Here is a 21,903-nt window from a genome sequence, read left to right on the forward strand (position 1 = left end):
CTGATATTTTCCGTTAATTTTGTAAATTCTAGGCAATTAGCTTTGCGGTTGCTTATTACTCTAACTTGCTATTTAATCGTATGAACGTTTCGCTTCGCTTTGGCTATCTGCTGGCAGTAGTGCTGGTTGGGTTGACCGCTTGCCAGAAGCCTGCATCCCCGGCTGAGTATAACGCAAAGGCGGCCAATCCCGAATATTACAATTCGGCGCTGAACAAACTGACGGAAGTTGTCATTCACGACATTTTCTCACCCCCCGTTGCCAGTCGAATTTATTCCTACGCCAATCTGGCTGGCTACGAGGCATTAGTACCGTTCGATGCGCAATATGAGTCGCTGGGCGGTAAGCTGAAGCGGTTCCAGAGCGGGCCGAAGCCAGAGCCGGGTAAAGAGTATTGTTTCCCGCTAGCCAGCACCCGCGCTTTTCTGACTGTAGCCCGTGCGCTGACCTTCTCGGTTGACTTTTACGATACTTTCGAAAAACCATTTTACGAGCAGTACAAGAAAGACGGAGTTCCAGATGAGGTGTATGATCGCTCAATAGCCTATGGCGAAGCGGTTGCCAAGCATATTCTGGACTATGCGGCTAAGGATAGCTACAAGCAAACCCGTGGGTTTAAGCATACCGTGACCAACGAAGAAGGATCGTGGGTGCCTACTCCGCCCGCTTACATGGACGCTGCCGAACCGCAGTGGAACAAACTACGCTGCTGGGCCATGGACACCTGCAACCAGTTTATGCCGCCCCGCCCCCATCCATATAGCCTCGTTAAGGGGAGCCCTTATGAAAAGGAGCTCGATGAGGTTTACCAGACAGGAAAGAACGTCGATAAACAGAAACAGGATATTGCCTATTTCTGGGACGATAACGCCTTTGTTATGAACGTGGCCGGGCATGTGATGTACGCCAGTAAGAAAATGACACCCGGCGGACATTGGCTGGCCATTGCACAGACCATCTCCCGCAAGAAAAAACTGAATATGATGCAAACGGTTGAAGCCTACGCACTCACGTCGTTTGCCTTGAGCGACGGCTTCATCTCGTGCTGGGATGAAAAATACCGCAGTAAAACCGTCCGGCCCGAAACGGTTATCAACAAGTTGATTGATCCCAAGTGGACCCCTTTTCTGCAAACGCCCCCGTTTCCGGAGTATCCAAGCGGGCACAGTGTGATTTCTACCGCAGCCGCTACTGTATTGACAAGCCTTATGGGGGATAACATCGCCTTTACAGATTCTACGGAGTTCCCGTATGGACACGGTGTGCGGTCGTTCCCATCTATCCGGGCCGCTGCTGACGAAGCATCGATCAGCCGGTTATACGGTGGTATTCACTATCGGTCAGCACTGGATAATGGTCAGGTTGAGGGTGAAAAGGTCGGCAAGTGGGTGCTCGAAAAAATACATACCCGTAAGTCAGCCGTGGCACAACGCTAAGTTTATTAGTTCTAACATGGAAAGACCTCTGCCGACACTGTTAGCAGAGGTCTTTCCATGTTAGAACCAATAAGTTCGTGTGGTAGCGGATACAGCCGATAGGTTATGCCTAAATGGAATTATTTTTAGTCTTTGTTTAACCAGAACTACCTATGATAAAAAGAATAGTACATCTCAGCCTGTGCATCGCATCGGGCTGGCTACCTGTGCTAGCGCAGAATCAGCCCGACAATGCCGCCTGGCAGATCGTTGGTCAGAATATAAATGCGGCTAATTATTAGGGTATTACCGTTGCCAACGGTATGATTGGGCTGGTGTCTTCGCCGGAGCCCATGAAAGTGAAGGATGTGGTGCTCAATGGCGCGTTCGATACCTACGGTCGCGGACGAGTGTCGAACATTCTGAAAGTATTCAACTTTGCCAACATGAATCTCAATGTCGATGGGCAACTGCTTGGTCCGAAAGACATTGCCAACTATCGGCAGACGCTCGATATGCAGAAGGCTGCTCTCACACAACCTTCGACTACAAAGACAAAGTAAGTGTTCAGTAAACGATGATAGCCCTGCGGCATCTGCCCTTTTCGCAACTGACAATGGTAGAAATTACAGCCAGGAAAGACTGCGAGATCATTCCGATGAGCGTAATTGAAACGCCGGAAAACCTGAAAGAAGTCAAGAATTTCTATTCGGAAATAGATCGGTCGCACGTAACTATCCGCCTGCTGACATCCGTGGCCAAGAGTCCATCCGGCCGGCATACGGTGGCGGCTTCCAATAGTTTTATCTTCGAAGAACCACATGGGCAGGAACCCGATGTAATTCATGAAGACTGGGATTACAACATGCACCTCGCCAAGTTCAAGAAGCGGCTTAAGGCGGAGGAAGCCTACCGGTTTAGCGTGGTAGGCTCGGTATCGTCTTTACTCGTTTGTGCGGGAAGGTACCGGCTACAGCCTGTTGCCAAAGGGGTTGTCGGGCCTGGGTTACAATGGTCACGGATTCTGGGATACCGAGCTTTGGATGTACCCGCCAATTCTGATGCTCAAGCCTGAAATTGCGAAGTCAATGCTCGAATATCGCTTTGAACGAATGAAGCCCATTCAACTGAAATAAAAAATAAGCCGTTTACAGGTGGGCCGGGCGTTCGTGATAACGGCGCAGCCTCTCCGTAAACGGCTTTATAGGTTACTACCATTGGGCTACCGGGAAATGAGAAGACTGGAGTTCAAGTTCAACGTCTTTGGTATGGATCGCCATCTTATTGAGTGAAATATAGATAGCTTTCACCGCGTTCTCAATGCGGTTCCAGCCTTCTTCACTCCGGAGGTCGATACTCACCATAGTCCGGTCATTTTGCGCCATAATGGTTAGGTACGTCATCGCACCGAGAATAATAGCTGAGATTGCCTGCGTGTCAGCTCCCTTTACAAAAGAAAGCTGGCTAACGAGTCGCGTCATTTCCTCATCCTGAGCGCGGGCCGTTGTTTCGGCGATAGGGTCGTTCTCGATAACACTTGCCTTGAGGATCTCACGAGCGGCTTTGAACGTACGGAAATACCGATATGTTTGGATGACCTGCCGATACCAGATTCGGGCAATATCCGATTCGTGTAGTGGACGTATCTGATCCAAAACAGAAGGTGTGAATATTGGAAACAGTTTCCCCATCTTTACATAATATTCGAACAAGCCTTCCATGCCGCCGAAATACCTATATATCAGTACCTTGCTGACATTTGCTTTTTCTGCAACGCGGTTTACGCCTACGCCCTCTATACCGCGTTCGGCTATGACTTCTTCTAGAGCTTCGACAATGCGCTGTGTGGTCTTTGCGCGATTTCGTCTAATTTTTTCATCCTTATCCATGATGGGGGTCTGCATAATAGTTCAGTAATTCAAGTACATGTCACCTCTTTGACTAATGATGGTAAGAAAAGTCACTTTAGGTCACTGTTTGGGTCGAGTGTGGAATCCTGTAAGTAAAAAAATAACTATAAACTATTTATTTAAACAAGTAAGGTGGCTAGGCTCTATGGCAAATGCGTGTGTAGCGTGTTTGCTCTTATGTACTGTTTTGTACTATTTACTTATCGATAGTCAAATAACTGACTATTTATATTTTAAGAATATAGGTATCTGTATATGGAAAGCGGCATGATTTCGACTTAAGACACAGTGCTTTATAAGTGTAAATTTTTATTAAATATATTTTAGATTTGGTATATATAATTCTACTATTTCTACGCAATAATAAGCTCTGATAAATGATAAGTAAATCAGCATTTTTCTAACTCCTTCTTTAGCAAGAGGACAAACGGAGTTCTAACTGGCTTATAACTAGTACTTTTGACGGAGACCGAATGTGTCTCAGTCTAAAAAGTAAATATGGCTCCAATATAAAGGGCAGACAAACAAGTAAAATAGAACCATATGTTGCTCCCTATTTAGAAATGCCTGTGCATTGTTAAGGATTTATTTATTGGTGTAACATTCTTTTTTGCAAAGCGAATGCGAGTTTCTCTAATCATACTTCTCTTATTAGCCACCAAACTGGTCAATGGACAATCTCTGTCCACAAATATTAGGCTTAATCAGGTTGGGTTTTACCCTAATGCCGTAAAAGTGGCGGTGATCGTACATGATGCAGGGGCATCTACCGCGCCCGGCAAGTTTCAGCTTATGACTCCCGACCATAAAAAGGTTGTCTTTACGGGTACGTTGAGTGGCCCTAAACAGAACCAGATTTCGGGTAAAGTAAGCCAGTTCGCTGATTTTTCGGCTTTTAAACAGAAGGGGACCTACATTTTAGCCGTACCCGGTTTGGGTCATTCGTATCCGGTCGAGATTCGGCCGGACGTACACCGGGCCGTGGCAATTGGTGCCCTGAAAGGATTTTATTACCAGCGTGTGTCTACCGAACTACCTGCCAGGTATGCCGGTAAATGGGCCCGTCCGGCCGGGCATCCAGACACGAGGGTGTTGATTCATCCGTCAGCTGTTTCGCCGGGGCGCCCGGTGGGTACGGTTATTTCGTCGCCCAGGGGGTGGTACGATGCGGGTGATTACAATAAGTATATTGTCAATTCGGGTATTACGGTGGGGACGCTGCTTTCCCTGTACGAAGATTTTCCGGCCTATGCCAAATCGTTCGACACCAATATTCCGGAAACAGGCAATGCCGTTCCCGATCTGCTGGACGAAGTGCTCTGGAACCTCCGCTGGATGCTAACCATGCAGGACCCGGCCGATGGGGGCGTTTACCATAAGTTGACGAATCCAAGCTTCGATGGGATGGTTATGCCCGACAAAGCCACAAAAGACCGGTATGTGATCCAGAAAAGCATTACCGCAACCCTTGATTTTGCTGCTGTACTAGCCCAGGCTAGCCGGGTATTCAAACAGTACAACAAAGCATTGCCCGGCCTGTCGGACTCTTGCCGGACGGCGGCTGTCAAAGCCTGGAAATGGGCTGAGCAAAACCCCAACGCCGTTTATCGGCAGAACGAGATGAATACGCAGTTCGACCCCGATGTGGTAACGGGGAGTTACGAAGACCGCGATGCGAGCGACGAGTGGGTTTGGGCCGCGCTTGAACTGTATGTGACAACAAAAGATGATGCTTATTATACGGCTGCGAAGCTAAAATTTGATGAGAAGCTGAGCTTACCCTCCTGGAATCAGGTTCGCCTGTTGGGGTATTACACGCTCGCCCGCTTTGCCAATGAGGTTACACCCCTTGGTAAACAGGGAAGCGAGTCGGTGAAGAAGCAATTGCTTGCCTTTGCCGATGACCTTATTCAGGGAACAGACCAGCAGGCCTATGGCACGGTAATGGGCAAATCGGCGCGGGATTATATTTGGGGAAGTAGTGCCGTAGCCGCTAACCAGGGTATTGCGTTGGTTCAGGCGTATAACCTCACCAAAGATGGCCGCTACCTGCGCTTTGCCTTAACCAACCTCGACTATCTATTAGGCCGTAATGCAACGGGCTATTCATTGCTAACAGGGTTTGGTGATAAGCCGGTTATGAATCCGCACCACCGGCCGTCCGTAGCCGACGGAATCACCGAACCGGTACCGGGCCTATTATCGGGCGGACCGAACGGCAATGCACCGAAGCAGGACAAATGCCCCGGATACACCGCCACTTCGGCCGACGAAATGCTTCTGGATGATTCATGTTCGTATGCCTCCAACGAGATTGCCATTAACTGGAATGCCCCGCTGGTTTACCTTGCGGCAGCTATTGAAGCGTTACAAACAAAGTTGTAGTCCTTACGTATATTGATAGGCCCACCAGATCAGCAGACCCTGAAGCGGTAACCGCCCCCAGCGAATCCAGGCGGGTAGTTTAAGGAATCGGCTGGACGTGGCCATGTACACATTCGCCGGAAATATCGCAATCAGCAGCAGAATAAGCCCCCAGGCGGATAGCGAACGGGTAGCTGGGAAAAGTAAGCCAACGCCCAGCAGGACTTCGGCAATGCCGCTTACAATAACCATCAGGTTGTGTGCCGGAATGTAAGGCGGCATAATGGCCAAATACGTTTTGGGACTAATAAAGTGATTCAGCCCGGCAGCGATATACACAACGGCCTGAATGTAAAGGCTTAGGTTAGACATGCGTGTTTAAATAACGGCTCTGGCAAACTTGCCAGAGCCGTACTAAGCTAGTCGATAAACTTGACTTTGACGCGTTACTCAACAATATGCCCCACAAAACCGGCCGTGTTGTCCAGAATGAGCCCCCCACGCCGGAAACCTAGTCCGCATCCTTCTCCAGCATAAAAAACACCAGCCTGGTATGAATTGCCGGCCGAATCTTTCGGGAAATCGACGTATTCCTGATAAATCTTGGGATAATCGCCATAGTCACCTTCAGTGGTCTGCCGCTCGCTACCGTCCGGGTTTAGAATACGGGTGTTGGCACCTTCCCGCCCAAACAATACTTTTTCAACGCAAGGCTTTCCGGTTAATGGCCTCGTATCGGTTTCGAGCAACAGGGGGTGATTTGGGTATAGCTCCCACAGGACTTTCAGAATGTATTTCGACTGAAACAGCAATGTATACGCCGGATTCAGCACAACGGCCAGTCGCTTGCGCACAATCTCGGTCAGGATCTGAATCAGTTCCGGCTCATCTTCGGCTATAGATTCCCAGGGCACCAGCTTAAACCAGAAGTCCAGCTTTTCAAACTGACCGTTCTTAGGATTTTGCCAGAAAATGCCCTCTTCTGCCGAAAAATCCACATTATCGATAAAATCGAATTCAATATCATAACCGGCTTCTCGGGCTGCTTCGCCCAGTAAGGCTACGTTGGCGTCATCTTCGGAAAAGCCCCGCATGGCTGAGAGCAGCAGCGTTGGCTGTAAGTCGGGGTTTACGGCCAGGAGTTCCTCAAACTGGCCCGTTAAGGTTTCAAACACTGCGTTGAACTGCTGGCTGTCGTCGAGGCCGTTGGCGCGCAGGTGTGCATACTGAACAACGGCTGTTTCGGGCAGACAGGTGGCGGTATCGGCGTTGAACTCGATTAATTTGATGGGTTGCTCATCGATGCCCCCGGCCAGATCGAAGCGCCCATAGAGGTGGATATGACGGTCGTCGTTCCAGGACAGTTTTATCAGCTCAACCAGATTGGCTGGAATGCCTGCTTCGGCAAATCGGTTTTCGTCGATGATCTGCTGCCCGGCGGCTATAAACATCTCGAATAACTCATTGGCCGCTTCATAGTAGGCATCCGCTTCTGTAGGCTTTATTGTTACAACCTCATCGGCAAGGTAAGGTAGTGTATCCTGGCCGAGCATCCAGTCCCAGCCAAGATTTCGTAGCTGGGTGGTGGGGGGTGTATGTAATGGTGTAAGGGAGATCATAGCAGTTGGTTCTTTTCCTGATGAATTACGAAGCGTATCAATTTATAACTCCGCAGGCCGGTAATTGGTCATGAGCCGGCCTGCAAATCTCGTTTAACCTGATGATTCGACCCTATTTATTTTTTGCCAGTGTGTTACTGGCTCTGACAGCCGGTTCATCGTATGGACAATCGGCCCCGAATAGCCAGCCGGTTCCGATTATCTTCGATACCGACATGGGGCCGGACTACGACGATGTAGGTGCCATTACCATGCTTCACGCCTTTGCCGATGCCGGACAGGCGCGTATCCTGGCCACCATAGCCAGTACTAATTACCCGAATGTGACCTCGGTGCTGAGTGTGCTGAACACTTATTTTAACCGCCCGAACATACCCATTGGCGTCCCCAAAGGAGAAGCCGTGGGCGACAAAGACACGCAGCACTGGTCCGATACACTGGTGGCACGTTATCCGCACAGGATTAAGTCGAACAGCGAGGTGCCGGATGCCGTGGCGCTGTACCGTCAAATTCTGGCCAAACAACCCGACCAGAGCGTTACCATTATTACGGTCGGCTTCCTGACCAATCTGGCTAACCTGCTCAACTCCCCACCCGATCAGTATTCCAGGTTATCGGGCAAGGAACTGGTAACGAAAAAAGTAAAAAAGCTTGTCAGCATGGCGGGCAAATTTCCGAGTGGTCGGGAGTACAATGTCCACCGGGATGTAGCTTCGTCGAAAGTCGTTTTCGACAACTGGCCCACATCTATTTTAATGAGTGGATTTGAAATAGGTGAACAGATTCATTCGGGTCTGCCGCTTACGCAAAATAACCGTATCCGGAATAGTCCGGTAAAAGACGTTTTTCGGATTTCGCTGCCTAAAGCGGCCGAGGATAAAAACGGCCGGATGAGCTGGGACCAGACAGCCGTACTGGTGGGGGTGAAAGGCTACGAACCGTATTATACCGTTAAATCGGGGCGGCTGACGATGAATGCCGACGGCTCCAACGGCTGGAACGATTCCGGTAGAGGGCATGAATACCTGGTCGTGAGCCAGCCAGTCTCTGAAGTCGAAACGCTGATCAATGAGTTAATGCAGCATCAGCCGGTTAAGCACTGACGTAAAAAACGCCCATTTCCGACCCATGCAGTGAGCAATTTCGGCCTGTGTGGTGTTATCTTCTTATATGACAGAATCAGTGAAAGATGCGCTTCGTAAGGCAGCTATGTTTTGTGCGTATCAGGAACGTACGCAGCAGGAAGTCCGCGACCGGCTGAAGGAGTGGGGCATCTGGGGCGACGATGCCGAAGAGGTAATTGCCGAGTTGATTCAGCAGAATTATCTGAACGAAGAACGATTTGCGAAGTCATTTGCGGGCGGAAAATTCAGGGTGAAAGGTTGGGGAAAGCGGAAAATAAAGCAGCATCTGCAACAGCGGGGTATCACTGGCTACAACCTCGATCAGGCCATGAAAGAAATTGCTCCCGACGATTACCGGGGGACGCTCTCGGATTTATTAGCGAAAAAACGGCAGAGCCTTCGGGGCGATAGCCCGCTTGTTGTCAAACAAAAGCTTGTGCGTTATGCGCTCAGCAAGGGCTACGAGCCCGATCTGATCTTTTCTGTATTAGGTGAGGAATAGCGCAGAGAAACATGAGGTGTTAATGGCGGGTTGCTTTCCCCCGACAATTGCCGGTTCTTTGCGGGTATGAAGTCGCGAAAAGTCTCTATTATCCTTATCAACTACAACTCGCATCAGTTTACGTACGACTGTGTCGATTCGATACTTGACAAGACCGCATCCGTAGCTAATGGTGGCGTTGAGTACGAGATTATTGTTGTCGATAATAACTCGGTCATAACGGATTATGAAGCACTTAAGCCCATCGTTGGCCACGGCCCGGCAGATGGACCGCGCATTCAGCTGATTCGGAGTCGTATTAACCTGGGTTTTTCGGGTGGGAACATGCTGGGTGTTCAACTAGCCGACCCAACGACTGACTACTACTACTTCCTGAACAACGACTGTGTGTTACGAACCGACGTGTGCACGCAACTGGCCACTTTCATGGACAGCACTCCCGATGCGGGTCTGTGTGGTGCGCAAATGTTTGCGGGCGATGGATCCAGGCAGGTTACGTTTGGTTATTTGCCCACCCTGGCCAGCAAAATTCTGGGCCATGGTTTTGTCCGGTCACTTAATCCAGCGCTTTACCCATCCGTCCGGCAAGTGTACACTGAGCCTTTACAGGTCCCTTTTGTAATGGGCAGCACGCTCTTTGTGCGGGCATCGGCATTCGACCTGATTGGCGGCTTCGATGTGGCTCATTTTCTATACGTCGAGGAGGAAGATCTGGCCAAGCGGCTGCTGCTGAAAGGGTATAAATCATATCTGGTGCCGCAGGCCGAGTATGTTCATTTTACCGGGCAAAGTACAACCCGAAATTATGACATCGAGAAAGAATACTACATCTCCCTGTTTCATTACTTCCGAAAGTACCATACCTGGCCCGAACGAGCTTTGTTCAGAGCGTACTACTTCATTAAAAATGGCCGGAAGTTTCGCCGGGACCCTATTTACGGGCGTTTGGCCTGGTTTATCGGGCGGGGCAGCCCCATACGGGAAAGCCTGCGATACAGACAGCCCATTCGGTAGCCGAAGGTGGCATCGACGCTTACTTACTCAAGCCAAAATGATCGTAAAAATAAGCTTCGGGCTTTAGGTTGAGCCACTTTTTACGGTTCAGCACCAGCTCGTCGTATGTAAGTGCGTCAATTTGAGACGGGGTGAAATCAAGGACCGATTCGGGTTTTTGCCGGGTAACAATGCCAAGTCCCTGGTCGCAGTCGAGTACGAACACATTCAGGTCGGGTCGTTGGCTGCGTAGGTGAATGATCGTTCGCCAGACGTCGCCGTTCCATTCGCCCGTTTCCCAGTCTTCAAAGCGCCCGGCAGCACCCACCGTCTGTGGATTGCAGTCATGCATAATAATAACGCCGTCGTCCTCCATATAACGGAGGGTATTCTCCACGTCGCGGAGGGCAAACCGGTACTCGTGCATGCCATCGATGAGCGCCAGTTGTATCTTTCTGGCAGAAAAAGCCTGTTGGGCATCCCGCTCGAAAAACTCATCACTGGTTTTCTCGAAGTATTGGTTATTGATGTTATACGGATTGATGATCACCTTACCAAATCGGCGGGTGATATCGAAGATGAACTTAGGGTCAACCGCAATCTTGAAGGCACTTTTGATCCGGAAGAAAATGTGTCCGTTTTCAACGCCAATTTCGAGGTAATTTCTAAGCTTTTTCTGACGCATGAGCGCCTTAATAACGTCGAGTCGATTCACTAATAACAGTTGAGTAAACGCCGTTTGAGATGGCAATTGGCTAAAAATAGAAAAGTCCCCCTAAGCTACAAGCTGTAAGGAGACTTTTCTGTGTTAACGGTCTAGGCTTTTTTAGAAATCGGCGTCGAACGTAATGCCTTTGGGCTCTTCCGCAACAACAACGGGTGCCGGATTCTCGGCATCCTGAGGCTGTTGGGCAGCGGCTTTCATGGCCTTGAATTTAGACATTACCTCGCCACGCTGGTATTCGCCCACGCGCTTCTCGAAGAAGTTGGTTTTGCCCTGCAACGAGATCATATCCATGAAATCGAAGGGGTTGGTTACGTTGTATATTTTCCGGAGACCAAGCGTTACCAGCAGGTGATCGGCTACGAAGGCGATATACTGCTTCATTAACTCGGCGTTCATACCAATGAGCGATACGGGCAGCGCATCGGCCACGAACTCCTGTTCAATTTCAACCGCATTCCGAATAATGTCGTAAATCTCCGACTCCGGCAGTTTATTGACAATGTGATCGGTGTAGAGCATGCAGGCAAAATCGCGGTGCAAACCTTCGTCGCGGGAGATCAGCTCGTTGGAGAACGTCAGGCCGGGCATCATACCCCGTTTCTTGAGCCAGTAAATGGAGCAGAAGGAGCCTGAGAAGAAAATGCCTTCAACCACGGCAAAGGCAATGAGCCGCTCGGCAAACGAACCGTTATCAATCCACCGAAGGGCCCAATCGGCTTTTTTCTGCACACATGGAATGGTGTCGATAGCGTTCAGCAGTCGGTCTTTCTCTGCGGGATCTTTAATATAAGTGTCAATGAGCAGGGAGTAGGTCTCGGAGTGGATATTCTCCATCATCACCTGAAACCCGTAGAAGCATTTAGCTTCGGCGTACTGCACCTCCGAGAGGAAGTTGACCGCCAGGTTTTCATTCACAATCCCATCCGACGCGGCAAAGAAGGCCAGCACGTGCGAAATGAAGTGGCGTTCGCCGTCGTTGAGGCTGTTCCAGTCTTTCATGTCCTGGCCGAGGTCGATTTCTTCGGCGGTCCAGAACGATGCTTCGTGGGTTTTATAGTACTCCCAAATATCCCAGTGTTTGATAGGAAACAGGACAAAGCGGCCTTTGTCTTCTTCTAAAATCGGTTCAATTACGTCAGTCTGTACCATGTATCCGGAATGCGTTTTTTATGTAAATACCCAACCGGTCGAATGAGCTGGGCGGCTAGCTATGCGATGAAAATAAGATTAACAAAATTAAGGTTTCTGGTCGCTTCTGCAAGCCCAACAGGTAAGATAACTGGCAGGATATAAATGATGAAACGTCGTAACGTGCTGATAATTAGCAAGTGGTGTTTTCGGGACGTACGGAAGTTCTTGGAATAGTTCAGTGATAAAGACAACATCATCTTTTCGGTACACTGTTCCTATATGAGTCGACTCCATACGAAACGGACGTCGTTGATTAACTCCTTTACCTTCAGGCACTGCTTACATCTGAAACCGTTCTAAGCGGTATTCTAAAAATTCTTTTTTCGGCTGGTATGATTTTGGGATTCGGATTGACTGATGCTCGAAGCGTCCGAAAAATTGCTGATAGAATTCCTTCGTTATATGTCCTTTCAATTGCTTTGATAGCAGTAGCTTGTAGCCGGTATCAATACAAATCAGACCTTTCTCATAAGCTCGGTCGTACAAGTGCGACAGACAAATTCCATTTTCAGGATTGAGCCGTTCATGCTCATTTTCAGACCAAGGGACTATATGGCCGGCAACCAGTAACTCAGGTAGATCAATACTCGAAATAGCACACCGACTTTCGTATGTTTTCAAAATCATTTGCCTGAAAACGCTTTGGTTAACGCGGGTTTTTACCAAACGGGTTTTCGTCTCACCTTTCAAATCTTTAAGGTCGAACTCGATTTCCGGGTAGGCTTCCTCTATGGTTTCGTGTTTGTATCCAGCCAGAATTCGTTCGCTTTCAAAAACTAATTCTTCCTGGTTGTTGATGAACTCATCCCAGATCGGTTTTACCTGACTGTAGCCCCCACTCATTCCTTTTACACCACGATTTTGATGATAAGGATCAACACTGGCAAAATTTGTGAGTCGCATCGCCACTGAATCGGGTGTACGACGTCCCAAAATGGCCGCTAACTCTTTTACCTTGGCATTACCCTTATGCATTTGCCCAAAAGGCAATTTCAGATAAAGGTTAAACGCTACTATGAGTTCTTCCCGAGTCCAGTTCGGAGATTTTGCCATGTGCGAAAATAACCGTTTTGTGCTTGTCTAGTATTATAAATCACTCCTTTGTCTCAAATCCAGCGTTTTACCCCGCCATGACGCGAGCAGGTACCGCGCCTTGACTGGCTGAAACTGTAAGTACCATCCCGACACTCGGCTGTAGCACCCGACGGTGGAGCCGTGTAAAAAGTCGGCGATTGAACCCGGTTACCGGCGCTATTGGTATAGTAGTCAACCGAAGCGGCTGCCGGGCGAGTCGGTCGATGGGTGCGATGATGCCGAACCGGGGGGCGCGAACGGTAGGCCGGGGTTTGTGCTTCGGTGATCCACGAAACCGCGTTGAGTAAGAAAATAACGGTGAGGAGCAGATAGGGACGCACAGACTTGAAAACGTTGAGTAGAGGTTAGGCCTAAGTGTTCGTCCGGTATGTTTTCTCCTATCCATTTCCGAATGGCTGCTTCGGCCAGATTAAGTGTTTACTGACTCTCTTAAGCTGCCAGCAAGCTTTCTGCCGGGATGTGTAACTGTTGAAACAGGGTTTTTATCATCTTCAACGTTAAAGGGCGCTTACGATTCAATACCTCTGATAAGCGATTTTTACCCCCCAGTAAAGCCGCTAACTCTTTTGATGACAGACCTAGTTCGTCGGCCTGATAACGGATTGCATCAATAGGGTCTGGTGGTAAAATAGGTGTTGTTTTGTTCTCATAGTCATCCGCTAAAATTGAGAGAACTTCCAGCAGATCAGCTTCCGGCGAATTGGGTGGACAATCTAGTAACTGGTCAATCTGTGCCATCACCTGTTCATACTGACTGGCACTTTTAATGGGCCTGATTATCATTTCGCTCATGGTTTCAGAGGGTTTATATGTCATTTATTGCATCATATTCTTTGTGAGTGCCGATGAACCGGATATAAGCAATTTGAATGTCGTATCGAAAGAAGACAATAAGACGGTATTTGTTTTTGCAGATGTTAAAGACAATACGTCCATTACCTACAGTATCAGCACCGTTAAAGCCGTTGATAACATCATTTGGCGTGTTCCAGTCACTTGCGCTGATTTTGGCATACCAAAACCGCAAACCTGTTTCAGCATCGGGATTCTGTTCCCAAAATTCCCGCAGTGTACCCTTTGCAATGATTCGCATTAGACAAACGTATTGAATTAAGAGCATGTTCCCAAATTTGGAACAATCCTTTGCGAGCAGGCTGTTTTCCCGGAAACTACCCCCGTCCGTTTTACGTTGTTGTTTAGAATGAGCCAACCGAACGTGACAGAAGAAAAAACGACCGAGCGCCAGGCCGGTCTGACTGATATTGACCTGACCGGCTACGACCAGATTGAAGTGCTGGGAGCCCGCGAACATAATCTCAAAAACATCGACGTCGTTATTCCCCGCAACAAGCTGGTGGTCGTAACGGGTATCAGCGGCAGCGGCAAATCGTCGCTGGCCTTCGATACCATCTATGCCGAAGGGCAACGTCGATACATGGAGAGCTTTTCGGCCTACGCCCGCTCGTTTATCGGCGATATGGAGCGGCCCGATGTCGACAAGATCAACGGTCTAAGTCCGGTGATTTCCATCGAGCAGAAAACGACGTCCAAGAACCCCCGCTCAACGGTGGGTACCACCACCGAGATTTACGATTTTCTGCGTCTGCTCTACGCCCGGGCGGGTGAAGCGTATTCGTACGTAACGGGCCGGAAGATGGAACGGCAGTCGCAGGACCAGATTATCGACACGATTTTGGGGCAATACGAGGGGCAGAAAATAACCCTGCTGGCACCCATTATCCGAAGTCGGAAAGGGCACTACCGCGAACTTTTCGTCCAAATTGCCAAAACAGGCTATACCAAAGTGCGGGTAGATGGCGTGGTGCAGGACATTGTGCCGAAGATGCAGCTCGATCGCTACAAAATCCACGACATCGAGATCGTTATCGACCGGCTCGTTCCAAAAACAGAAGACCGGTACCGGCTGAGCCAGTCGATCCAGACGGCCATGAAGCAGGGCAAGGGCGCCATGCAGATGCTGGATGCCGATGGAAAGCTGGTGTATTTCTCGCAGAACCTGATGGACCCCGAATCGGGCATCAGCTACGACGAACCCTCGCCAAACTCGTTTTCCTTCAACTCACCATACGGAGCCTGTCCGGTTTGTAATGGACTGGGCGTTATTGAAGAGATAACGGAAGAATCGGTTATTCCCGATAAGTCGCTGAGTATTAGTCGGGGCGCTATTGCCCCCCTGGGCGAATACCGCGAGTTGTGGATCTTCAAGGAGATCGAAGCGATTCTGAAAAAATACAAGCTGAATCTCACGACACCCGTTGTCAAATTTCCCGACGACCTGCTCCACGCGCTCATGTACGGAACAGAGGAGGAGGCTACCGTACCATCGAAAAAGTACGTGGGAGAGGACTATTACAGCTTCAAGTTCGAGGGTATTGTCAACTTCCTAAAACGTCAGCAGGAGAACAGCACCGACAAAATTCAGGAGTGGCTCAAGGACTTTATGGTGATCAAGTCCTGTCCGGAATGCCACGGTGCACGATTGAAGAAAGAATCCCTGTTCTTTAAGATCGACGAAAAAAATATCTCCGAACTGGCCCGTATGGACATTTCTGAACTGACGGCCTGGTTTAATGGTGTAGAAGACCGGATGACCAACCGCCAGAATGTGATTGGTAAGGAGATACTGAAAGAGATCCGTAAACGGATTGGCTTCCTGCTCGATATTGGCCTCGATTACTTGACCCTCGACCGCCCGTTGCGGACGCTCTCGGGTGGCGAAGCGCAGCGTATCCGACTGGCCACCCAGATTGGGACGCAACTGGTGGGCGTGCTCTACATCATGGACGAGCCGAGTATCGGTCTGCACCAGCGCGACAACGTAAAACTCATCGACTCGCTCAAGAACCTGCGCGACCTGGGTAACACTGTTCTGGTCGTTGAGCACGATAAGGACATGATGCTCGAATCGGACTTTATTCTCGATATTGGTCCCGGTGCTGGGCGGCATGGCGGGCAGGTGGTCAATCAGGGAACGCCCAACGAATTTTTGAAAAACGAGTATGCTGGCGTTGCAGGTAGCAGCACCACCGCCGATTACCTGAGCGGTCGACGAGCCATCGAGGTTCCGAAAGAGCGCCGAAAAGGAAACGGCAAGTTTCTGGTTATCAAGAACGCAACGGGCCATAACCTGAAGAATGTAACCCTTCGTTTGCCGCTGGGCCGGATGGTCACCATTACGGGCGTGTCGGGCAGCGGTAAATCGTCGCTGATTCACGAAACGCTGTTCCCGATACTGAACAGACACTTTTTTCGGTCGAAACGTGAGCCGCTACCATTCAAAACAGTGGAAGGACTGGAGCATCTGGACAAAGTAATCGAGGTGGATCAGTCGCCCATTGGCCGGACGCCCCGCTCGAATCCGGCGACTTATACCGGCATGTTCTCTGAAATCAGAACCCTGTTTGCCGAACTGCCCGAAGCAAAAATTCGTGGTTATAAGCCCGGTCGGTTCTCGTTCAATGTGAAAGGTGGCCGCTGTGAAGATTGCGAGGGCGCGGGTATGAAGAAGATCGAAATGGAGTTTCTGCCCGATGTTCACGTGATGTGCGAAACCTGTAAAGGCAAACGCTTCAATCGCGAAACGCTGGAAGTCCGCTTCAAAGGCAAATCCATTGCTGATGTGCTTGATATGACGGTTGAGCAGGCGCTGGACTTCTTCGCAAGCCAGCCCAAAATTCTGCGTAAAGTAACGACCCTGAACGATGTGGGCTTGGGCTATATTACCCTTGGCCAACACGCTACAACCTTGTCGGGTGGCGAAGCCCAACGGGTCAAACTCGCCGAAGAGCTATCAAAAAAGGACACGGGTAAAACCCTCTATATTCTGGACGAACCGACCACCGGTCTGCATTTTCAGGACATTTCCCACCTGCTCGACGTGCTGAACAAACTCGCCGACAAGGGCAACACGGTACTGATCATTGAGCACAACCTGGACGTTATCAAAGTATCCGACCATCTCATCGACTTGGGGCCTGAGGGTGGTAACAAAGGCGGAAACATCATCGCCGAAGGCACCCCTGAAAAAGTTGCTGACGTTAAAGGAAGCTATACCGGTAAGTTTCTGAAGATGGAACTGGCGGGGTAAGGAGTGGCAAAATCTAGTATCTTCGCCGGTACTAACAACCTGCGAAAAATAGACTCATGCGTAACCCTTTTTTTTATGTTTTATTGCTGGTGCTGGTCATTCTGGATGGCTGGCTCTTGGCACACCCCAACCTTATTGGTAAGGCTGGGGTGTTCTTTTTTGACTACTCGTATCTCGAAACATTTCCGAAAGCGTTGGGAACCGTCGCGGTGGTAGTGGGCTTGTGTCTGCTTATCGTCTGGGCCGTGGGGCAGTTGAGTAAGCCCGTAGCCTTGGGGATTACGGTAGCCCTGCTGGCGGCATCCGCCTATTATCTGTTTCAGAGTTTTACCCAATACAACACGGGTATATATAAGCTAACCGGAGCCGGTTTTCGGGCGGGGGCCATCCTGCTGCCGGGTCTGACGGTGCTGGTATTTGGAGAGGGGTTGCTCCGGCGGTTACGGTAGGTGTGTGCTCGACAGCAAGCCGGGTGGCCGGAACCATGCTGTCGGGTACAAAAGACGCTTATATGAACGAACCTTTCGGTGACTTTTATCGGACGAAACTGCCGCATATCCAACCGCTGGGAGGGACTCGTGCGCGACCGGAACGAACTTCATCACATTGTTCAACCCACGTTACAGAATTCGGTAAAAGCTGGATTGTGTGACTGCTGGCAGGATTGGGAATGGACTTACATAAAACCTGAATACAATGACTTTGAGTAAGTGGTTACTTATGCTCTTGCTTGTACCCGACAGCATCCTGCTGTCGGTGGGGCAGAAAAATTATAGCGTATCTCGCCGACAGCAGGATGCTGTCGGGTACCTTCTCCGTCCTGATCGCGTCTTCGATGGCGAAACCATGCACGAAGGCTGGGTGGTGCGGGTGAAAGACGATAAAATTGAAGCCGCCGGGCCAGCGAACAGCGTTTCGGCTACGGGGGCTACCGTTGTCGATCTGAAAGGAACAACACTCATGCCCGGTTTGATCGAAGGTCATTCGCATTTATTGCTGCATCCGTACAACGAAACGCCCTGGGATGATCAGGTGCTGAAAGAAGCCCGCTCGCTGCGGGTAGCGCGGGCCACTGTTCATGCTAAAAAAACACTGGAAGCGGGCTTCACCACCGTGCGTGACCTCGGTACCGAAGGGGCCGATTACGACGATGTCGGCCTGAAACAGGCGATAAATAAAGGCATCATACCCGGTCCACGCATGATGATTGTAACGCGGGCGCTTATCGCCACCGGGAGTTACGCGCCAAAAGGCTTCAGCCCGGATATCGACGTGCCGCAGGGAGCCGAAGAAGCGGATGGTCATGATGCGCTTATTCAGGCCGTTCGGCGGCAGATTGGCAAAGGAGCCGATGCCATAAAGATTTACGCCGATTACCGCTGGGGACTTATGGCCGAATCCCGACCAACCTATACGCTCGATGAAATTAAGCTTATCGTCGAAACCGCCCGAAGCAGTGGCCGGGGCGTGGTAGCCCATGCCAGTACGGCAGAGGGAATGCGCCGGGCTATTCTGGGCGGCTGCGAAACCGTTGAACATGGCGATGCTGGAACCCCCGACATCTTTGCGCTTATGAAGCAGCATGGCACCGCCCTTTGTCCAACACTGGCCGCTGGCGATGCGATTAGCCAATACCGAGGCTGGAAAAAAGGGCAGGACCCCGAACCCGAGCGGCTCAAGCAAAAACGGGACATATTCAAACAGGCACTGGCTGCGGGCGTTACCATTTGCGCTGGGGGTGATGTAGGCGTATTTAGTCACGGAGACAACGCCCGTGAACTTTTGCTGATGGTCGATTACGGAATGAAGCCAATAGACGTTATGCGTTCGGTTACCTCTATTAACGCCGATGTATTTAAATTGACGGATCGGGGACGCATTCGGCCCGGTTTATTAGCTGACTTAGTCGCCGTACAGGGTGATCCAACAAAAACGATTGCGGATGTGCAACGCGTTCAGATGGTTATGAAAGGGGGCGTTTTTTCGAAGCGTTGACCGGTAAACTTATGGGAAAAACTTTCGGTTATAGCTTAATACAAACGTAACATGGCTTTTTTTAGACAATTTCATCTGTCGTTTGGGTTTTTGGACTAATTTCGCCCGACGTGGCCTTACCTCACCGAACCGATGGTTCGGTGGATTCGTTTCGTTGGTTCTGTTCCTGTTTGAGGATGGGCTACGTGCTCCGGCAAAATAGATTCAGCCTGCGAATAGGTGTCCCGATGCTTAAAAAAGCCTAACTCATTATCTCTAGATTCTCTACCCTGTTTTTGTATGGCAAACTCCGCTGAATTAACCGTCGATGGTAAAACGTATTCATTTCCAACGTTAGAGGGAACCGAACATGAAAAAGCCTTCGACATCTCGAACCTTCGTGATCAGACTGGCTACGTTACCTTAGATCGTGGTTATAAAAACACCGGTGCCACCAAAAGTGCCATCACATTCCTGGATGGTGAACAGGGCATTCTGCAATACCGAGGGTATTCAATTGAAGATTTAGCCGCCAAGGCGTCGTTTCTGGAAGTTGCCTATCTGTTGATCTATGGTGAACTGCCTACGCAGGAGCAGTACCATACCTTCGAAAATGCCATTCGCCGGCATACGCTGGTGAACGAAGGCATGCGGACGATTTTTAACGGCTTCCCGGTCAATGCTCACCCTATGGGTGTATTGGCGTCAATGGTTAGCGCCATGAGTGCCTTCTATCCTGAGCTGGAGAACGGCAAAGAAGAGGACAAAACCGACTTGCACATTATCCGGTTGCTGGCAAAATTGCCAACCATTGCCACCTGGTCGTACAAGCGGTCAATGGGCCATCCGACTAACTACCCGAAAAATAATCTCGACTACATCCCGAACTTCCTGAATATGATGTTCGCGCTGCCGGTAGAAGAGTATAAAGTAGATCCGGTTGTTGCCGAAGCGCTAAATGTACTGCTTATTCTTCATGCCGACCATGAGCAGAACTGCTCTACATCAACGGTACGTCTGGTTGGATCGTCGCAGGCAAACCTGTACTCGTCAATTTCGGCTGGGATCAGCGCGCTGTGGGGACCGCTGCATGGTGGTGCCAACCAGGAAGTGATTGAAATGCTGGAAAATATCAAAGCCGACGGTGGCGATGTTTCCAAGTATGTAGAAATGGCCAAAAACGCCAAAACGACGGGCTTCCGTTTGTTCGGGTTCGGTCACCGCGTTTACAAAAACTTCGATCCCCGGGCCAAGATCATCAAGAAAGCTGCCGACGATGTACTGGCTAAGCTGGGCGTGAACGATCCCGTTCTTGAAATCGCCAAAGGCCTTGAAGAGGCTGCGCTGAACGATGAGTACTTCGTATCGCGCAAATTGTATCCGAATGTGGATTTTTATTCAGGTATCATTTATCGGGCGCTGGGCATTCCCACAAATATGTTCACGGTGCTGTTCGCTATCGGCCGTCTGCCGGGCTGGATTGCCCAATGGAAAGAAATGCGCGAAACGAAAGAACCGATCGGTCGGCCGCGTCAGATCTATACCGGAGCCACCCTGCGGGAATTTGTCCCAATCGAGAACCGCTAGGGTTTTGTCATAATTGAGTAAAATAAAAGGGAGCAAAATTATTTTGCTCCCTTTTATTTTACTCAATTATGACAAAACCATTAATCGTCGATTTCGCCTTCGTCGTCTTCAGCCGTAGCTGCCAGAACGGGATCGAGGAGGGCGTCCTGATCATCGGCGATCTTCGCGCGGATTTTACCTTCGATCTCACCCATCAGCTCCGGGTTGTCGAGGAGCAGTTCCTTCACGGCATCCCGACCTTGTGCCAGACGGCTGGTGCCGTACGAAAACCAGGAACCTGATTTCTTGACGATTTCCATTTCTACGGCCAGATCGAGAATTTCGCCGACTTTAGAAATGCCCTGACCGTACATGATGTCGAATTCAACTACTTTGAAAGGAGCGGCCAGTTTATTCTTGACAACTTTCACTTTCGTGCGGTTACCAACTACGTTATCAGCGCCTTCTTTAATTTGACCAATACGGCGGATATCCAGACGAACCGATGCATAGAATTTAAGGGCATTACCACCAGTGGTTGTTTCGGGGTTACCGAACATCACACCGATTTTTTCACGCAACTGGTTGATGAAAATACAGCAGCAACCGGTTTTATTGATCGTACCCGTCAGTTTCCGCAAGGCCTGCGACATCAGACGAGCCTGAAGACCCATTTTACTTTCGCCCATTTCGCCTTCGATCTCGGCTTTCGGTACAAGAGCAGCAACGGAGTCAATAACGATAATATCAATCGCACCGGAACTGATTAGATGCTCAGCGATTTCAAGCGCTTGTTCACCATTGTCAGGCTGTGAGATAAGCAGGTTTTTTGTATCAATGCCTAGTTTCTCTGCGTAAACCCGGTCGAATGCATGTTCTGCATCAATAAAAGCTGCCAGACCGCCAGCTTTTTGCGCTTCGGCAATGCAGTGCATTGTTAATGTTGTTTTACCCGACGATTCAGGACCGTAGATTTCAACAACACGGCCACGGGGCATACCGCCGATGCCAAGGGCCAGATCTAATCCAAGCGAACCTGTCGAAATAACCGGAATGTCTACGACTTTGCTTTCGCTAAGGCGCATAACTGTGCCTTTGCCGAAGGCTTTATCCAGTTTCTCAATGGTTGTTTGAAGGGCTTTTAGTTTACTGTCATTAGCAGATGCTGTGGCTTGCGCCGTATCTGATTTTGCCATGTTAGGATGGTTGTTTAAACAGATAAAATTACCCAAAAATGGGCAAATTACCAAATGACTTTTGAAAATAGTTAAGGGGTTTTCAGGCTTCGTTCAGGTAAAATAATACAGACAAAAAA

General features: G+C 49.7%; 19 protein-coding genes and 1 pseudogene. 10 read left to right on the plus strand and 10 right to left on the minus strand.

The annotated features are described in order from the left end of the window. Positions 1–80 precede the first annotated feature (80 nt). Together NT073_RS05900 and NT073_RS05905 are read left to right on the plus strand one after the other, a co-directional pair. Positions 81–1,436, plus strand: coding sequence for a vanadium-dependent haloperoxidase (locus NT073_RS05900; RefSeq protein WP_297370220.1), 1,356 nt, complete (start codon positions 81–83; stop codon positions 1,434–1,436). Positions 1,437–1,588: 152 nt separating this feature from the next. Further along, a pseudogene (locus tag NT073_RS05905) lies at positions 1,589–2,533 on the plus strand (glycoside hydrolase family 65 protein); the annotation flags it as partial. A gap of 93 nt (positions 2,534–2,626) precedes the next feature. On the opposite strand, the gene NT073_RS05910 reads toward NT073_RS05905, so the two are convergent. After that, entirely contained in the window at positions 2,627–3,319 is a 693-nt protein-coding gene (locus NT073_RS05910; protein WP_297370223.1) for a TetR/AcrR family transcriptional regulator, read from the minus strand. Between the two features lie 627 nt (positions 3,320–3,946). Between NT073_RS05910 and NT073_RS05915 the strand changes: the two genes are divergently transcribed. After that, positions 3,947–5,710: a glycoside hydrolase family 9 protein gene (locus tag NT073_RS05915; RefSeq protein ID WP_297370225.1), complete on the plus strand. Its 1,764-nt coding sequence runs from the start codon at positions 3,947–3,949 to the stop codon at positions 5,708–5,710. Positions 5,711–5,713: 3 nt separating this feature from the next. On the opposite strand, the gene NT073_RS05920 is transcribed toward NT073_RS05915, so the two are convergent. Beyond that, positions 5,714–6,061 carry a DoxX family protein gene (locus NT073_RS05920; RefSeq protein ID WP_297370229.1) on the minus strand — a complete coding sequence of 116 codons (348 nt, stop codon included), beginning with the start codon at positions 6,059–6,061 and terminating at the stop codon, positions 5,714–5,716. 74 nt (positions 6,062–6,135) lie between these two features. Next, entirely contained in the window at positions 6,136–7,308 is a 1,173-nt protein-coding gene (locus tag NT073_RS05925; protein ID WP_297370232.1) for a glutathionylspermidine synthase family protein, read from the minus strand. A 101-nt stretch (positions 7,309–7,409) separates the two neighbouring features. Between NT073_RS05925 and NT073_RS05930 the strand changes: the two genes are divergently transcribed. The 3 genes from NT073_RS05930 (at position 7,410) to NT073_RS05940 (ending at position 9,948) form a co-directional block, all read left to right on the plus strand. Then, positions 7,410–8,411 carry a nucleoside hydrolase gene (locus NT073_RS05930; protein WP_297370235.1) on the plus strand — a complete coding sequence of 334 codons (1,002 nt, stop codon included), beginning with the start codon at positions 7,410–7,412 and terminating at the stop codon, positions 8,409–8,411. A 67-nt stretch (positions 8,412–8,478) separates the two neighbouring features. After that, complete coding sequence (locus NT073_RS05935; protein ID WP_297370238.1) at positions 8,479–8,934, plus strand: regulatory protein RecX; 456 nt, start codon at positions 8,479–8,481, stop codon at positions 8,932–8,934. Positions 8,935–9,000: 66 nt separating this feature from the next. Next, a complete protein-coding gene (locus NT073_RS05940) occupies positions 9,001–9,948 on the plus strand; it encodes a glycosyltransferase family 2 protein (RefSeq protein WP_297370241.1) in 948 nt (315 codons plus the stop codon). A 19-nt stretch (positions 9,949–9,967) separates the two neighbouring features. Here NT073_RS05940 and NT073_RS05945 read toward each other — a convergent pair whose 3' ends face one another. From NT073_RS05945 to NT073_RS05970, 6 genes are all read right to left on the minus strand, one after another. Next, positions 9,968–10,642: a class I SAM-dependent methyltransferase gene (locus NT073_RS05945; protein ID WP_297370244.1), complete on the minus strand. Its 675-nt coding sequence runs from the start codon at positions 10,640–10,642 to the stop codon at positions 9,968–9,970. Positions 10,643–10,753: 111 nt separating this feature from the next. Then, positions 10,754–11,803 (minus strand): ribonucleotide-diphosphate reductase subunit beta, encoded by a 1,050-nt coding sequence (locus tag NT073_RS05950; RefSeq protein WP_297370247.1) that lies wholly within the window; start codon positions 11,801–11,803, stop codon positions 10,754–10,756. A gap of 321 nt (positions 11,804–12,124) precedes the next feature. Continuing rightward, positions 12,125–12,898 (minus strand): HNH endonuclease, encoded by a 774-nt coding sequence (locus NT073_RS05955; protein WP_297370251.1) that lies wholly within the window; start codon positions 12,896–12,898, stop codon positions 12,125–12,127. A 53-nt stretch (positions 12,899–12,951) separates the two neighbouring features. Continuing rightward, positions 12,952–13,260 carry a DUF3761 domain-containing protein gene (locus NT073_RS05960; protein WP_297370254.1) on the minus strand — a complete coding sequence of 103 codons (309 nt, stop codon included), beginning with the start codon at positions 13,258–13,260 and terminating at the stop codon, positions 12,952–12,954. A gap of 109 nt (positions 13,261–13,369) precedes the next feature. Next, positions 13,370–13,732: a transcriptional regulator gene (locus tag NT073_RS05965; protein ID WP_297370256.1), complete on the minus strand. Its 363-nt coding sequence runs from the start codon at positions 13,730–13,732 to the stop codon at positions 13,370–13,372. Positions 13,733–13,745: 13 nt separating this feature from the next. Continuing rightward, entirely contained in the window at positions 13,746–14,033 is a 288-nt protein-coding gene (locus NT073_RS05970; RefSeq protein ID WP_297370259.1) for a type II toxin-antitoxin system HigB family toxin, read from the minus strand. 108 nt (positions 14,034–14,141) lie between these two features. Between NT073_RS05970 and uvrA the strand changes: the two genes are divergently transcribed. The 4 genes from uvrA to NT073_RS05990 all read left to right on the plus strand — a co-directional run bounded on the left by uvrA (position 14,142) and on the right by NT073_RS05990 (position 20,609). Continuing rightward, complete coding sequence (gene uvrA, locus NT073_RS05975; protein WP_297370262.1) at positions 14,142–17,048, plus strand: excinuclease ABC subunit UvrA; 2,907 nt, start codon at positions 14,142–14,144, stop codon at positions 17,046–17,048. A 56-nt stretch (positions 17,049–17,104) separates the two neighbouring features. After that, the gene (locus NT073_RS05980) at positions 17,105–17,497 is read left to right on the plus strand and encodes a hypothetical protein (protein ID WP_297370264.1); all 393 of its coding nucleotides are present in this window, start codon (positions 17,105–17,107) and stop codon (positions 17,495–17,497) included. Positions 17,498–17,768: 271 nt separating this feature from the next. Then, positions 17,769–19,043: an amidohydrolase family protein gene (locus NT073_RS05985; protein ID WP_297370266.1), complete on the plus strand. Its 1,275-nt coding sequence runs from the start codon at positions 17,769–17,771 to the stop codon at positions 19,041–19,043. Positions 19,044–19,322: 279 nt separating this feature from the next. Next, positions 19,323–20,609, plus strand: a complete 1,287-nt coding sequence (locus tag NT073_RS05990; protein ID WP_297370269.1) for a citrate synthase — start codon at positions 19,323–19,325, stop codon at positions 20,607–20,609. An 80-nt stretch (positions 20,610–20,689) separates the two neighbouring features. Here NT073_RS05990 and recA read toward each other — a convergent pair whose 3' ends face one another. Next, entirely contained in the window at positions 20,690–21,784 is a 1,095-nt protein-coding gene (gene recA / locus NT073_RS05995; protein ID WP_297370272.1) for a recombinase RecA, read from the minus strand. Positions 21,785–21,903: the final 119 nt, after the last annotated feature.

It is taken from the genome of Spirosoma sp. (genome assembly GCF_026391055.1).
Taxonomy (GTDB): Bacteria; Bacteroidota; Bacteroidia; order Cytophagales; family Spirosomataceae; genus Spirosoma.

What these genes read in the sequence shown, in the direction of transcription:
- NT073_RS05900 (WP_297370220.1), top strand. Translation starts at nt 81, where the DNA reads ATGAACGTTTCGCTTCGCTTTGGCTATCTGCTGGCAGTAGTGCTGGTT.
- NT073_RS05910 (WP_297370223.1), bottom strand. Translation starts at nt 3,319, where the DNA reads ATGCAGACCCCCATCATGGATAAGGATGAAAAAATTAGACGAAATCGC.
- NT073_RS05915 (WP_297370225.1), top strand. Translation starts at nt 3,947, where the DNA reads ATGCGAGTTTCTCTAATCATACTTCTCTTATTAGCCACCAAACTGGTC.
- NT073_RS05920 (WP_297370229.1), bottom strand. Translation starts at nt 6,061, where the DNA reads ATGTCTAACCTAAGCCTTTACATTCAGGCCGTTGTGTATATCGCTGCC.
- NT073_RS05925 (WP_297370232.1), bottom strand. Translation starts at nt 7,308, where the DNA reads ATGATCTCCCTTACACCATTACATACACCCCCCACCACCCAGCTACGA.
- NT073_RS05930 (WP_297370235.1), top strand. Translation starts at nt 7,410, where the DNA reads ATGATTCGACCCTATTTATTTTTTGCCAGTGTGTTACTGGCTCTGACA.
- NT073_RS05935 (WP_297370238.1), top strand. Translation starts at nt 8,479, where the DNA reads ATGACAGAATCAGTGAAAGATGCGCTTCGTAAGGCAGCTATGTTTTGT.
- NT073_RS05940 (WP_297370241.1), top strand. Translation starts at nt 9,001, where the DNA reads ATGAAGTCGCGAAAAGTCTCTATTATCCTTATCAACTACAACTCGCAT.
- NT073_RS05950 (WP_297370247.1), bottom strand. Translation starts at nt 11,803, where the DNA reads ATGGTACAGACTGACGTAATTGAACCGATTTTAGAAGAAGACAAAGGC.
- NT073_RS05955 (WP_297370251.1), bottom strand. Translation starts at nt 12,898, where the DNA reads ATGGCAAAATCTCCGAACTGGACTCGGGAAGAACTCATAGTAGCGTTT.
- NT073_RS05965 (WP_297370256.1), bottom strand. Translation starts at nt 13,732, where the DNA reads ATGAGCGAAATGATAATCAGGCCCATTAAAAGTGCCAGTCAGTATGAA.
- NT073_RS05970 (WP_297370259.1), bottom strand. Translation starts at nt 14,033, where the DNA reads ATGCGAATCATTGCAAAGGGTACACTGCGGGAATTTTGGGAACAGAAT.
- uvrA (WP_297370262.1), top strand. Translation starts at nt 14,142, where the DNA reads ATGAGCCAACCGAACGTGACAGAAGAAAAAACGACCGAGCGCCAGGCC.
- NT073_RS05980 (WP_297370264.1), top strand. Translation starts at nt 17,105, where the DNA reads ATGCGTAACCCTTTTTTTTATGTTTTATTGCTGGTGCTGGTCATTCTG.
- NT073_RS05985 (WP_297370266.1), top strand. Translation starts at nt 17,769, where the DNA reads ATGCTCTTGCTTGTACCCGACAGCATCCTGCTGTCGGTGGGGCAGAAA.
- NT073_RS05990 (WP_297370269.1), top strand. Translation starts at nt 19,323, where the DNA reads ATGGCAAACTCCGCTGAATTAACCGTCGATGGTAAAACGTATTCATTT.
- recA (WP_297370272.1), bottom strand. Translation starts at nt 21,784, where the DNA reads ATGGCAAAATCAGATACGGCGCAAGCCACAGCATCTGCTAATGACAGT.